We start from the raw sequence: 13,329 nt of genomic DNA, 5'->3' as shown, positions 1-13,329 counted from the left end.
GCGGCACTGGCGAGTGCCGTGCTGGCGGTGGCCGGCCTGATCCTGCTCATGGTCGTTCCGCCGCACGCACGGGGGTCAGATGCCGACGCCGCGGCCGCGGAGGTACTTCAGCGGGTCGATGTCGGAGCCGTAGCCGGGGGACGTGCGCATCTCGAAGTGGAGGTGCGGTCCGCTGGTGTTGCCGGTGGAGCCGGAGCGGCCGATCCGCTGGCCGCCCGAGACCTGCTGCCCGGCCTTGACCCCGAGCGCCGACAGGTGCGCGTACTGGGAGTACCGGCCGTCGGCGTGCCGGATGACGACCTGGTATCCGTACGCACCGGCCCAGCCGGCGGAGACCACGTCGCCGGGGCCGACGGCCTTGACGGAGGTCCCGGTGGCCACCGGGAAGTCGACGCCCGTGTGGTAGCCGCTGGACCAGGAGGAACCCGCGACGTGGTACGAGGTGCCGACGGCGGCGTCCACGGGGGCGACGAAGCCGCCCGGGGCGGGCTTCTGCTGCACTGAGGCGGGGGCAGGTTTTTCGGCGGGCTTCGCGGCAGGCTTCTCCGCCGGTTTTTCTGCGGGCTTCTCCGCCGGCTTCTGCGCGTTCGGCTCCACGGGCTTGACCGGCTCGGCCGTCCGCGGCGGCTTCTCGGGGTTCTGCGCGGGCGGGGCCGTGGGCGGGGCGGGAGCGGCGGTGATGCGCAGGGTGAGCCGCTGACCGGGGAAGATCAGGTTCGGGTTGCTGCCCACGGTGGCCCGGTTGGTCTCGTACAGCGCCTGCCAGCCGCCCTCGACGTGCTGGCTCGTGGCGATCGCCGAGAGGGAGTCGCCGGGCGCGACGACGTACGGGTTGGGCAGCACCGAAGTCCCGGTCGGGCGGGGGGTGCTGGTCTGCGGGACGGCGGGCTTCGCCTCCTGGACCTTGACCTGGACCTTCACGCCCTGGCCCTGGCCCTGCGGGGAGACGGCGGGCGCCGGGCCGCTGCGCGAGAGGCCGGCCTGCTTCCCGCAGACCGGCCAGGCCTGCGGGCCCTGTCCCTTGAGGACCTTCTCGGCGACGGCGATCTGCTGGTCCTTGGTGGCCTGGTCGGCGCGGGCGGCGTACGCGGTGCCGCCGAAGGCGCGCCAAGTGCTCTGGCTGAACTGGAGTCCGCCGTAGTAGCCGTTGCCGGTGTTGATGTGCCAGCTGCTGGTGGACTCGCAGTCGGCGACCTTGTTCCAGGTGTCCACCGAGGCGGCGTGGGCGCTTCCGGCACTGATCAGAGGGAGTGCAAGCCCGGCGCCACCGGCGGTGACGACGAGCGAGGCGCGGTTGATGCTGCTCGGCTGGTACCGGCGGTGCCGACCCCGTACACCCATGGGAGCCCCCATTGAAGACATCAGGAACCGCACAACCTAACGGCGCGATCAGAGCATGACAAGGGGCGCAACAGGGCTCACTTCCAAGGAAGTTGACATTCTTTCGCACGGCGCGAGATCTCCGGGCATCTCTGCCCATGTAGCGTCGCTTCCACCCGCACATCGAAGCACTCAGGAGCGCACGCATGAGCAGCACGGCCCAGATCGGCGTCACCGGGCTCGCGGTGATGGGAAGCAACCTCGCCCGGAACTTCGCCCGCAACGGCTACACCGTCGCCGTCCACAACCGCACGGCCGCGAAGACCACCGCACTGGTGGAGGAGTTCGGGCACGAGGGGAGCTTCGTCGCCGCCGGGTCCGCCAAGGAATTCGTGGACGCGCTGGAGCGGCCGCGCCGTCTGATCATCATGGTGAAGGCCGGGGATCCGACGGATGCGGTGATCCGCGAGTTCGCCCCGCTGCTGGAGCCGGGTGACATCGTCATCGACGGCGGCAACGCGCACTTCGAGGACACCCGGCGGCGCGAGAAGGAGCTGCGCGAGCAGGGCATCCACTTCGTGGGTGCGGGCATCTCGGGCGGCGAGGAGGGTGCGCTGCTCGGCCCGAGCATCATGCCGGGCGGCTCGGCCGAGTCGTACGCGTCCCTCGGTCCGATGCTGGAGAAGATCTCGGCGAAGGCCAAGGACGGTACGCCGTGCGTCTCGCACGTCGGCCCCGACGGCGCCGGACACTTCGTCAAGATGGTGCACAACGGCATCGAGTACGCCGACATGCAGCTCATCGCCGAGGCCTACCACCTGCTGCGCGAGGTCGCCGGCTACTCCCCCGCGAAGATCGCGGAGACCTTCCGGGAGTGGAACCGGGGCCGGCTGGACTCGTACCTGATCGAGATCACGGCGGAGGTGCTGGCCCACACGGACGCCGGGACCGGGCAGCCGTTCGTCGACGTCGTGGCGGACGCGGCCGAGCAGAAGGGCACCGGCCGCTGGACCGTGCAGATCGCGCTGGACCTGGGCGTGCCGGTGTCGGGTATCGCTGAGGCGGTCTTCGCCCGTTCGGTGTCGGGCCACGCGGAGCTGCGTACGGCCGCCCGAGGGCTCGCGGGCCCGGCGGCGGCGCCGCTGTCGGCGGAGGCGGCGGACGCGTTCGCCGCCCGGGTGGAGCAGGCCCTCTACGCCTCGAAGATCGTTTCGTACACCCAGGGCTTCCACCAGATCCTGGCGGGCAGCGAGGAGTACGGCTGGGGCGTGGACCCGGGCGCGGTGGCCTCGCTGTGGCGGGGCGGCTGCATCATCCGGGCGGCGTTCCTGGACCGGATCCGCACGGCCTACGACGCGCAGCCGGACCTGCCGAGCCTGCTGGCGGACGCGGGCTTCGCGCAGGAGATCGGCGCGGCGCAGGACGACTGGCGGGAGGTCCTTGCGGCGGCGGTGCGCCACGGCATCCCGGCTCCGGCGTTCGCGGCCTCACTGGCGTACTACGACGCGCTGCGCGCGGAGCGGCTCCCGGCGGCCCTCACCCAGGGGCAGCGGGACTTCTTCGGGGCGCACACCTACCGGCGCACCGACCGCGAGGGCTCGTTCCACACCCTCTGGAGCGGCGACCGCTCGGAGGTCCGTACGGCCTAGCTGCGTACGGCCCGGCTCCGGACGGCCCAGCTCCGGGCCACCTGGCCCCGCGCCCGGTCCCGGCTGAGCGGCCCGGGCTGCGGGATCGGCGCGGGCCCGGGCGGCGGAGGTACCGGATCGGGCTCGGGCACCGGCGCGGGTACCGGCGGCACCGGCCGCGGGATGGGCTCGGGGTCGGGGAAGGGATGCGGCTCGGGCGTGGGCGGCACAGGATCCGGCCCGGGGACGGGCGGCTGCGTCTGTTCTTCGTTTCGCACCATATGACCCACCTTCCCCGGATCCTGCCCGGTACGCCCGGCGGCCTCTCGGATCACCCGGGCTGCGCGAGGAGCGCCGCCGCGAGGCCCGGGGCCGGGCTCGAGAGGGTCGGCGTGGGCGTCGTGGTCAGGGCTCCCGCGCCGGCCATCGAGGCCTGGGCCAGAACGATGACGTCCGCGTCCGTGACGGCGTCGGCCGCCTCGGCCACGAGGTCGAGGGAGCCGGCGGTGTCCCCGGCCGCGAAGCGGTCCCAGGCTCCGGCGACCAGGTGCGTACGGACCGACACCGGGCGGCCGGCGCGCTCGGCCTCCTCCGCCACGAGGGCGGCCGTCGGGGCCAGCGTCGACTCCACGGTGGCCAGGACCACGATGCGCGGGCCCGTGCGGACGGCCTCGGCGGCCATCGGGCGGTCGACGCGGAGCACCGGGACCCCCAGCTCGGGGGCCAGGGACTCCGCGACGCCGCCGATGCTCGAGCAGGTGACGAGGACCGGGCCGTCGGAGCCGGCCAGCAGGGCCCGCAGGTCCGGAGCCACCGCGTCCGGGCCCTGCGTACGGGCCCGGTCCAGCAGCTCCGGCACCACGAGGTGACGCAGCACGGCACCGGGGTGCTCCCGGTCCCGCAGGGCGTCGAAGACCGGCACGTGGACCGGTGAGGTGTGCAGCAGCGTCAGGCTCGTCACCAGAGGTCGGGGCTCGCGTCGAGCTGCGCCTTCGCCGCCGCGACGAGACCGGCCGGCGCCTCGGGCGCCCGGTCGGGGTGGCGGGCGGCCCAGCTCGCCGCGTACGGGCACAGCGGAACCACCGGCACCCCCTCGGCGGCGGCGATCCCGTAGAACCCCTTCACCAGGTCCCCGGCGATACCCCGCCCCTCGTGCCCCGGCTCGACGATGGTGTGCACCGCCACCAGGGCGTGGGGCGCCGCATCGAGCACGAAGTACGCGATGAGGCCGACGACCTCCCCGTCCTCGACGGCGAGCAGCCGTCCGGCCTTGCGATCGTCCTTGAACTCGATGGTCCCGGTCTGCGACATGGTCCCCGACTCCCTCAGACAGCCACCGCGTGGGGGCTGCGCTCCTGGTCCGTTCCCGGCACCGGGGCGGACGGGTCCGCGCCCAGTTCGACGATGCGGTTGTCCGCGTCGACGTGCACGACGCGGGGCTTCAACACCCGCGCCTCGGCGTCCTCGACCTGTGCGTAGCTGATCAGGATGACGAGGTCCCCGGGGTGCACGAGGTGCGCGGCGGCTCCGTTGATCCCGATGACCCCGGAACCGCGCTCGCCCTCGATGACGTACGTCTCCAGCCGCGCCCCGTTGGTGATGTCCACGATGTGGACGAGCTCCCCGGGCAGCAGATCCGCCGCATCGAGCAGATCGGCATCGATGGTCACGGACCCGACGTAGTGCAGGTCGGCCTGGGTGACCGTGGCACGGTGGATCTTGGACTTGAACATGGTACGAAGCATGCGAATACTCCCGATATGTCAGCTCCCTGCCTGCTTCACGCAGGTCAAGGGCGGTCTCCGGAGCCTACAACGATTCGCATGTTCGGTCAGCTGTCCTCAGGTCTTTCAGGACTCATGCTGACCACTCGCTGACTTCTCCGACACACCATCGGGTGGGTCCAGAGAGCTCCGTCCGTTTACCTAGACCCGCTGAGGCGACTACACAAGCCTGCGCAGCGCCTCTGAGGGGAGCCCCTGATCATCCTCTCTCTGGCGGTCTGGCGGCCACCCGGAGCGAAGGCGGTCGACCGGGAGCCGGGCCGCGCACCTCCATAGACCGGCCGAGCGCGCGCGAACTAAGCCTTGCAGAAGGCCGTGACAAGCAGTTTCCACAGTCAGCACCTCCACCGGCCAGATATAAAACTGCCAGACGTTGGTTACACATGGGTCTCCGACCGTGACGGAGATCTACCATGCCCCCCTTCGCCGCAACAGCAGCAGGACCGCCAGGCCCAGCGACGTCTGGCGGTCCTGCGACACGCCGAGGAAGTCACCGGGAATGTCTCACTGACCTGTCGGTACTACGGGATCAGCCGCAACTGCTTCTACAAGTGGCAGCGGCGCTACCAGGAGGAAGGCGTCGAAGGGCTGCGCGACCGCTCCAGCGCGCCGCACCACAGCCCAAACGCCACCGACGCCAGACATCGTGAACAAGATTGTCCGCCTTCGGGGAACTACCACTTCGGCCCGATGAAGATCAGGATGTACCTCAAGCGGACCACAACATCGGCATCGCCTGTTCCGCCGTTCACCGCATCCTCAAACGGCTGGGCCTTCACCGGCTGCCCGCCTCAGCGCTACAAGCGCCACGACCGGCGCCACATCCGCTACGAGAAGCAGCTCCCTGGCAACCGCGTCCAGATCGACGTCAAGTTCATCGAGCCCATCGGCGCCCCGGCCGCGTCGCAGAGCCCGGCTCCGGTCACCGGTATAGCCCCCCAAGACCCCTCGCCGGGCCAAGTACTACCGGTTCACCGCGATCGACGACTGCACCAGGCTGCGGGTACTGCGGATCTACCCGCGGTGCGACCAGACGGCTGCGAGCCCCAAGCTCAGGGGCTGGGGCGCGTGCCCGGCGGGGCTTTCGGCGCAGCGCCCGGGGAGCCTGCGGGGCGGAGCATCTGGCCCGTGGCCAGCGCCCGGTACGAGGGGCTGGTGGCAAGCAGTTCCCCGTGGCAGCCTGCGGCGACGCTGCGGCCGTTGTCCAGCACGATGATCCGGTCGGCGTGCTGGACCGTGGACAGCCGGTGCGCGATCACCAGAAGGGCGCATTCCCCGGCGACGTCCCGCATCACCTTGGCGAGGGCGTTCTCGTTGATCGCGTCCAGGTGGGACGTCGGCTCGTCGAGCAGCAGGAGGGCCGGTCGGGCGAGGAGTGCCCTGGCCAGGGCGACCCGTTGCCGTTCTCCGGCCGACAGCGTGCTCCCGCGCTCACCGAGGACTCCAGACAGGCCGCCAGGCAGCCGCCTGACCACCCCATCCAGCCTGGCGAGTTCGACCACGCGCCGGACTTCGGCCTCGTCGGCGTCGGGTACGGCGTACGTGATGTTGTCCCGGAGGGTGCCATGGACGACATGGGTGCTCTGGTCGACGACGGCGATGCGGGCCCGGCACTCGCTGCGGCTCAGCTCTACTGCGGGCCGTCCGCCGAACAGCAGGGTTCCGGAGTCCGGTTCGTAGAATCTGGCGGCCAGCGCGAAGATCGTGCTCTTGCCCGTGCCCGACCGGCCGACGAGGGCGACCTGCCTGCGGTGCGGGACGGCGAACGAGACGCCGTGCAGCACTGGCCGGTCCGGGTCGTACCCGAAGTGGACGTCACGCAGGGCCAGCGCCGGCGGCGTCCCGGCCTGCCCCGTGTACGGCGACTGCGGGAGCGTGCGGGCGCCAACGGCCGGAGTGGCCTGCTCCGCGGGTTCCGCGGGTTCCACGGGCAGGTCCAGCACGTGCTCGATCCGCTGGTAGGCACCCATCCCCCGCTGCATCAGCCCGACGGCGCGGAACACCGACGACAGCGGCAGCACCAGGTAGGACGCGTAGAGCAGGAAGGCGACCAGGTCGCCGAGCGAGGTGTCGTGCCCGTTCACCCGCAGACCGCCGATGACCAGCACGAGCAGGAAGGATCCCTGGACGGCGAGTTCGACCGCTGGACTCATCACCGACGCCAGTTTCGCGGTCTGCACGCCCGCGCTGTACGCCGATTCGACGCGCTCACCGATACGCGCCGCCTCGCGGCCCTCGGCACGGTGCACGCGGACCATCGGCAAGGCGCCGAGGGCGCGTTCCAGATCGGCTGCGATCGCCCCGACGGAACTCTGCATCCGTTCGGAAGCCGCCCGGATGCCCTTCAGCAGCGAGGCCACGACCGCGGCGGCGGCGGCCACGGTCAAGGCGACCAAGAGCAGCAGCAGCGGGTCGATCCACACCATCAGCGCGACCGCTCCCGCCGCGACGAGAGCCCCCGTCACCAGATCGACCAGCGCCTGGGACACCACCTCCCTGAGCAGGGTGGTGTCGGCGGTGACGCGGGAGATCAGATCGCCGCCCCGGTGCCGTCCGTGCTCCTTCATCTCCAGCCGCAACAGCCGCGCCACCAGGCCGTGGCGCAGCTGGCGCACGACGCCTTCACCCATGCGCTCCAGTACGAAGCGTCCCACCGCCCCTGTCGCGGCTTCGGCGACGAACAGCACCGCCAGCAGCGCGAGGAGCGGCCCGAGTGCCCGTCCGTGTCCGCTCGCGTCCACGGCGTTCTTGGCGACGAGCGGCTGGGCCAGTCCGAGGGCCGAACCGACCAGCGTGAGCACGGCGGCCGTGACGGCGGCGGCCCGGTGCCCGGCGGTGAGACCGTACATGGTCGCGACCGCGCCCCACACCGAGGGCTCGCGTGGCCCCTGCGCAGGCTCGGTCACCGAGCCGGTCGACTCACCGGGGCGACCGCCATCAGCCGGGTGAAGTAGTCGTCCGGCACCCCCTCGTCGACAGGGCGGCCCTCGGCCTCGATCCAGGCGTGCGCGGTGAAGGGGGGCACGACTCGTACCCCGGTGCACCACGTCGGCCAGCTGCCCGTCAGCCGGCACAGCAGTGCGGCGCCCAGCGACCGGGGCAGGCAGCCACGCGGCCCGGCACAGCGCAGGCTGACCGCGCACATCGCGTCCCGGGCCCCCTTGGCCTCGGCGGCGGCGGCGGGCCGGGCACCGCGCCGGAGGACGCCCAGCACGGCACGAATGCGGCGCGGCGGCAGCAGCGACAGGACGATGGCGGGCAGCAGGACCAGCCGCGCGGCCGTGCGCCGGGCGAAGGGCACTCCGGGCGGCCGCTCCAGGGCGCTCGGCGTGGTCATACGGCCAGCCCCGAGGCACGCAGTTCGGTGACGAGGGCGGCGATGTCCTGCTCCGCCTGCGAGCGGTCGATGTCGAACTCCGCGACGAGCGCATCTGCTGCGGCCGCCTCGTCGCCGCCCCCCATCAGGGTCTGGACCACCAGGGTGCCGGTGGGGTTCAGCTCCCAGTACTGGCCGTTGCGTTCGTCGAGAAGGACCGTGCCGTAGTCGGTGTCGGCCGTGGAGACGTCGGCGCCGAAACGCAGGGGCATGGTGTGTTCCGTTCTGTCGAGGGCCTGGTCGAGGGCCTGGTCTAAGACCGCGCGGACTACAGCGGGGCCGCCGCCGGCTCCGCCCCGGACTTCTTCACGGGCGGAAGGCCGCGCAGCCATACCTCGCAGGCGATCGTGGAGTAAAGGATGGCGTCGCGCAGCCCGGGCGTGGACGGCCGTTGGGCAAGGCGGCGCAGCACGTCGCCGTCCACCAAGCCGAGCCGTTCGAGCCGGGAGTCCTCCCAGAGCGCCATGAGATCGGCCCGGTGCGCGCGCAGGCCGTCTGCCGCGTCCATGGAGGCCGCAGCCTTGTTGGTCCGCCGCAGACACGGCTCGGGCACGATGCCGTGCATGGCGGCGGTCAGGAGGGGCTTGTACGCCCAGGGTGTGACCCGTTCGTGGGGGCGGACCGCGAGGCACGCCTCGATGACACGGTCGTCGAGGAAGGGCGAGGCCATCGGTACGCCGGCACGGGCCGCCATCCGGTCCCACTGCCGGATGATGCGCGTGCCGGAGCGGATCTGTTCCAGGTCGGAGTGCAGGCCACGGTCCGGGTGGTGCGGGGACACGCCCCGGGCGGCCTCGCGCAGTGCCCGACTCGCCGCACGCTCCGCGTCGGGGGTGACCCAGTCGAAGAGGCGCGGCGGCATGCCCCACGCGAGGCTGGTGCTGACGGTGGCGGGCTGCGGATCACGCAGCCGGCCGGCGGCGTCCGCCAGCCACGCCCCGTAGGGACGCGAGTCGGCCAGCGCACGGACCGTGCCGCTGAGCGGCCATTGCCAGAGGGCTCGGAAGCCGCGCAGCTGGCGCACGGCGGTGAGCGGGCGGGTGCGCAGCAGGCGGTGGTAGTACGCCTCGGAGCACCAGGCCACGTGGTCGCCGCCGATGCCCGTCAGATGCAGGCGGCTGCCCCGCTCTGCCATGCCCGGCAGGTGGTGCAGGACCCTGGAGCGGTCCATGACGCCGATGGTGGGTTCGTCGAGCAGGTCGTCGATGGACAGCAGGTCGTCGTAGACGAGCGGGGAGGCATCGGCATCCCACACCACGTGCTCGACGTCCGGGAGGAAGCCGACGGCCTGCTCGGCCCACTGCAGATCGGTGTCGGCGGGGTCGCGCCCGGGCCAGGTACTGGCCACCACACGGGCCGGCGAGCGGTCGGCGAGGAAACAGATCGAAGTGGAGTCGAGTCCGCCGGACAGGTCGCAGCTGACCACGCCGCCCTTGCGGGTGCGGGCATCGACGGCCTCGGTGAGGGCCTCGCGGACCTGCGGCGCTCCGTCCGCGAGTGTCCGTACGGGCTCCGGCGGTGACCACCAGCGCGAGTGTCGTACCGTACGCCCGTCGGCGGCCACGATCAGAGCATCCTGCGGAGGCACAGCGGTGATGCCGCGCCACATCGGTTCCTCGCCGAGGGGGTGGGGCACCGGCCAGAGCAGTCGGACGGCCAGCCGCTCCTCGTCCGGTTCGCGGCCGAGCCCGGCGGCGAGTACGTCGGCGCGGGTGGCGGCGACTGCGACGCCGTCGATGTGCGCGTGGAACACCAGCCGCAGTCCGGACGCGGTGCCCTGCACCCTGAGCCGCCCGTCGAGAGCGGCCGCCAGGTGGAAGCTGCCGGGCAGCGCGCGGGCCAGCGCGTCGAGCTGCGTGACGTCCTGCACTTTTGCGGCGTGGCGCTGCAGCCCGGAGGCGTCGAGCGGGCAGCAGCCGATGAGGGTGAGGGCGGTGGAGCCGGCGCGGGCGGTGACGATTTCGTCGTCGTGCCAGTGGCCGACCAGCCAGGGCCGACCCGACGGGTGGGACAGCGTGCGCAGGCCGGGGCGGGCGAAGCGCCGGGCCACGGCGGCTGCGTCCTCGCGGTCGGGAAAGACCGCGAAGTTCGCGTCGCCGGGGCCCGGAGCCGCACTTTCGTGCGATTCAGTCATGGCTTCGGATCGACGAGCCGTCGACCGTCAGTTCTTGCTGAGGACCAGGCGGTCATTGCCGGAGCGACCCAGCAGCCCGGTCTTCTTCCTGAAGGAACCCAGTCGCGCGAGCGTCGGAGCTTCGTACGCCTTCTTCATGACGTCTCCTCATGTCGGCCTCCGCCACCGCATCCGCGGCGGCATACGGCCCAAGCTAGCTGCACGTCACCGGCACATAGCAACCGAACGCGCATAAATCATACGGTACGAAATGCTTTGCGCTGGATGGCCATTCCGACGCATCGGACGATCGCGGTTGCAGCTTGAACAGCATTGACGCAAGCACTTTCTGGCCAGGAGAAACCTTTCCAACCCCATGCATCCCTCTCAGCCACCCTCGGCTCAGCCGAGGGTTCCACCAGCGCGCGGCGATCACCCAGGGGGCGCGCGACACTCCCCCACGCACTCCCCTCCGCGTCGGCGTAGCCGGGAGTCGTCGGCTACTGGGAGCCGGGGCCGGGGAGTTCAGCGTTGGCCATGGCCGTTCCTCCCTCGCTCGCGCCAGATGAAGAGGTGAGGTGGACCGGCCTGGAGCACCGGCTGGGCGCCCCGGTGGCGAAGCAGATTACGCCTGCTCCCGAGGGCAGATTCTTCGACGGCCCCGAAGGGCCCTCGTTGGTCGATTCGAGGCCGCGCGTGACGTCGGTCCGCGAAACCTCTACCGCAGCGACAGCTGACCACCGCTCGCCTCTGGTGATGCGAGTGGACATCCGAGAGGCACCATCCAGTCACCGGCTTCAGGCTGCCCATGCGGAGGCGGCGTCAGCCACGGCCGTACAGACAGCCGGCGTCGTACACCGAGTGCGCATCGCACTGGACTCCGGCACCCCGTTGGCCGCCGTCCGCCTGCCCACCGCCGAGTACCCGCCGACCGCCAACCGTTCGCAGGGCGCGAAGGAAGCCGCGCATGTCCATGGTGAGCCGTCGGACCAGCGGTCGAGCGTTTCCGGCGCGGACCGGGAGGCCAGGGAAGCCCAGCCACTGCTGCCGTGCCACGGGGTCAGGATCCGTAGGACACAGCCCGGACACCACCCTGCCCGTCCTCGACGGCGATGGCCCCTTCGAACTCCGGCGCCTTCGTTCCCGCGGCACCGAGGCCCGCGTATGCATCGTCGGCGCGATGAGCGCCCCCCTCGGCGGCGACCGGCTCCGCATCGAAGCCATCGCCCAGCATCACTCGCAGCTCCACATCGCCTCGACCCCCGCAACCCTCGCCCTCAAAGGGCCCACCACGGCACACGCCACCTACGACGTGCACCTGACCGTGGAAGAGCACGCGGAGCTCCACTGGCTGCCCAAGCCGCTGATCTGCGCAGCCGGCAGCAACCTTCACCAGCCGTGGACCATCGATCTCGCTCCCACCGCACGGCTCCTCCTGGGCGAAGAGCAGGTACTCGGACGCACCGGTGAACTTCCGGGCCACGTGGTTACCCGGCTCACCGTCCGACACGGAGAACACGTACTCCTTGACCAGGAAGCCGAATACGGCCCAGGCGCACCAGGCTGGGACGGGCCTGCCGTCCTGGGCCACCACCGAGCGACCGGACAAATCCTCAGCGTCGATCCCGCCTTCGAGAACAAGCCACCCAAGATCCAGGTGCTCAGGGACGCGCCGGAAGACGGCCAAGCCATCCTCACCCCACTGGCAGGGCCTGCCGCACTCGTCACCACCGTCGCCCCAGACGGCCTCCGCCTGCGCCACCTCATGAACACGGTCCACAGCACCCATCGACGCCCTGCCACGGCGGACCACACCCTCGCAGAAGGCCCTCCCGCAGAGGCACCTCCCGGCATACCGGCGAACCGCACCCGCACGCCGTCCAGTCGATGACGGCCAACCCGGGCCAGGATGGCGAGGAGGCGGAAGGGTCCACCGGTGACACACGGGCCCGGTGTGTGCCGATCGCCCCTGCAGGGGGCGTGAGTGCGACGGGATACGAGACGAAAGTCCGTGCATAGGAGTTCAGTTCGGGCCGAGGCTGCACAACCCGCCGGCGACTGGACCCGTCACGCATCAAGGCCTCCGCATCACCGAGTCGTCATCCTCAGGCGGAGCGGAGGGATTCCTCACTGCTCGTAACAGGAGGAATTCGGCCGGTAGGAAATAGGTGAATCACTGACTGAATTGCCGTCAACAAGCCTCATCGATTATCTCGATTCCATAACGACGCCATCGAAAAAGCCTGGACCTTTCTTGGTCTACACGCATAACTAGCTTGCTGCTAAACAGAGTTGACGGTTCATCAAATTTGACCGCCAAGGTAACGGTCAGATACCTCAAAGCCCATTCCCGTTTGTCCGAATTCTCCACCTCGCCCGTCTGGCAGGGTTTCGTGCACCCACTCCTCCGACCAAGGATTTGAGGTGCGCATGACGGGTAACCGTCGAAAGAGACGTGAACACCGGCGCAAGCCCCGCCGGTTGATACTCCTCACCGCCGCCATGGCATCGGCGGCAGTGATAGCGGGGGGCATCGCCTACTCCGGACTGGGCGACAACGCCCAGGCGGGGACCACCACTCAGGCCGACGCAGCCGCGGACACCCTCGTACCGGCCGCCGCACCAGTCCGCGACGCGGAGCCGGCGCCCATCGCAGACGCGCCCGCCAACGACACCGCGCGCGGCATGGTCTTCGACGGCCTCAAGGCCGCGCCGAAGGGCGACAAGTGCGTCGGCGTCTACCGCACGGAAGCCGGGCTCTGCAGCCACGGCCCCGACGCCCCGCCGAAGGACGTCGACATCAAGGCCGACGTCGCCCCTGCGGTCAAGACGAAGGCCGTGGCGGCCGATCCGGCCCGCCCGGAGTCCGGCGAAGCAGCTGCCGCCGGAGGCGGCGGGCGTCCTCAGGACGCGCCCGCCGCCGACGCCGCCACCGCCAAGGCCCCGGCGTCGAAGGCCCCGGCGCCCGCCGGCGGCAGCGGCCAGGCCGTGGCCGCCGGGCCCGCCGGCCAGACCGTCCAGTGCGACGGTGACGGCAGCACCGGCAACCGCGTCCAGGTCGTGTACGTCCACGGCCCCGACCGCGACCGCTACTCCGAATACGTCGCC

Annotated in this window: 11 protein-coding genes and 2 pseudogenes; 4 read left to right on the top strand and 9 right to left on the bottom strand. The window is 71.2% G+C overall.

Annotated features, from left to right (window positions below; translation table 11 throughout):
- Window positions 1-75: 75 nt before the first annotated feature.
- Window positions 76-1,341, bottom strand: coding sequence for a transglycosylase family protein (locus IF09_RS0130390; protein WP_030301152.1), 1,266 nt, complete (start codon window positions 1,339-1,341; stop codon window positions 76-78).
- 185 nt (window positions 1,342-1,526) lie between these two features.
- Here IF09_RS0130390 and gndA point away from each other — a divergent pair, with 185 nt between their 5' ends.
- On the top strand, window positions 1,527-2,969 hold the full coding sequence (gene gndA / locus IF09_RS0130385) for an NADP-dependent phosphogluconate dehydrogenase (RefSeq protein ID WP_030301151.1): 1,443 nt from the start codon (window positions 1,527-1,529) through the stop codon (window positions 2,967-2,969).
- Window positions 2,970-3,279: 310 nt separating this feature from the next.
- Here the strand turns inward: gndA and IF09_RS0130380 are convergent, their stop codons facing one another.
- The 3 genes from IF09_RS0130380 to panD are packed head-to-tail and all read right to left on the bottom strand — an operon-like array spanning window position 3,280 to window position 4,693.
- Window positions 3,280-3,912, bottom strand: a complete 633-nt coding sequence (locus tag IF09_RS0130380; RefSeq protein ID WP_030301149.1) for an aspartate/glutamate racemase family protein — start codon at window positions 3,910-3,912, stop codon at window positions 3,280-3,282.
- Window positions 3,906-4,259 (bottom strand): GNAT family N-acetyltransferase, encoded by a 354-nt coding sequence (locus IF09_RS0130375; RefSeq protein WP_030301147.1) that lies wholly within the window; start codon window positions 4,257-4,259, stop codon window positions 3,906-3,908. Before IF09_RS0130375 ends, IF09_RS0130380 begins: the two co-directional genes overlap by 7 nt.
- Window positions 4,260-4,273: 14 nt before the next feature.
- Window positions 4,274-4,693: an aspartate 1-decarboxylase gene (gene panD, locus IF09_RS0130370; RefSeq protein ID WP_030301145.1), complete on the bottom strand. Its 420-nt coding sequence runs from the start codon at window positions 4,691-4,693 to the stop codon at window positions 4,274-4,276.
- A 354-nt stretch (window positions 4,694-5,047) separates the two neighbouring features.
- On the opposite strand from panD, the pseudogene IF09_RS43660 reads away from it, so the two are divergent.
- Window positions 5,048-5,317: pseudogene (locus IF09_RS43660) on the top strand (helix-turn-helix domain-containing protein); the annotation flags it as partial.
- Between the two features lie 467 nt (window positions 5,318-5,784).
- On the opposite strand, the gene IF09_RS0130360 reads toward IF09_RS43660, so the two are convergent.
- From IF09_RS0130360 to IF09_RS45020, 5 genes are read right to left on the bottom strand one after another with little or no spacing between them, the layout of a single operon-like run.
- Window positions 5,785-7,581: an ABC transporter ATP-binding protein gene (locus IF09_RS0130360; protein ID WP_078613549.1), complete on the bottom strand. Its 1,797-nt coding sequence runs from the start codon at window positions 7,579-7,581 to the stop codon at window positions 5,785-5,787.
- A gap of 53 nt (window positions 7,582-7,634) precedes the next feature.
- Window positions 7,635-8,069, bottom strand: coding sequence for a lasso peptide biosynthesis B2 protein (locus IF09_RS0130355; RefSeq protein ID WP_030301138.1), 435 nt, complete (start codon window positions 8,067-8,069; stop codon window positions 7,635-7,637).
- Complete coding sequence (locus IF09_RS0130350; protein WP_030301136.1) at window positions 8,066-8,320, bottom strand: lasso peptide biosynthesis PqqD family chaperone; 255 nt, start codon at window positions 8,318-8,320, stop codon at window positions 8,066-8,068. Before IF09_RS0130350 ends, IF09_RS0130355 begins: the two co-directional genes overlap by 4 nt.
- A 56-nt stretch (window positions 8,321-8,376) precedes the next feature.
- Entirely contained in the window at window positions 8,377-10,242 is a 1,866-nt protein-coding gene (locus tag IF09_RS0130345; RefSeq protein WP_037636388.1) for a lasso peptide isopeptide bond-forming cyclase, read from the bottom strand.
- A 27-nt stretch (window positions 10,243-10,269) separates the two neighbouring features.
- Complete coding sequence (locus IF09_RS45020; RefSeq protein ID WP_106975170.1) at window positions 10,270-10,380, bottom strand: keywimysin-related RiPP; 111 nt, start codon at window positions 10,378-10,380, stop codon at window positions 10,270-10,272.
- Window positions 10,381-11,029: 649 nt separating this feature from the next.
- Here IF09_RS45020 and IF09_RS43655 point away from each other — a divergent pair.
- Window positions 11,030-12,112 carry an urease accessory protein UreD gene (locus IF09_RS43655; protein WP_324606877.1) on the top strand — a complete coding sequence of 361 codons (1,083 nt, stop codon included), beginning with the start codon at window positions 11,030-11,032 and terminating at the stop codon, window positions 12,110-12,112.
- A gap of 611 nt (window positions 12,113-12,723) precedes the next feature.
- Window positions 12,724-13,329: pseudogene (locus IF09_RS0130330) on the top strand (hypothetical protein); the annotation flags it as partial.

Source organism: Streptomyces katrae, from assembly GCF_000717655.1.
Classification (GTDB): Bacteria; Actinomycetota; Actinomycetes; order Streptomycetales; family Streptomycetaceae; genus Streptomyces; species Streptomyces katrae_B.
This window is presented reverse-complemented; position numbering and strand designations above follow the sequence as displayed.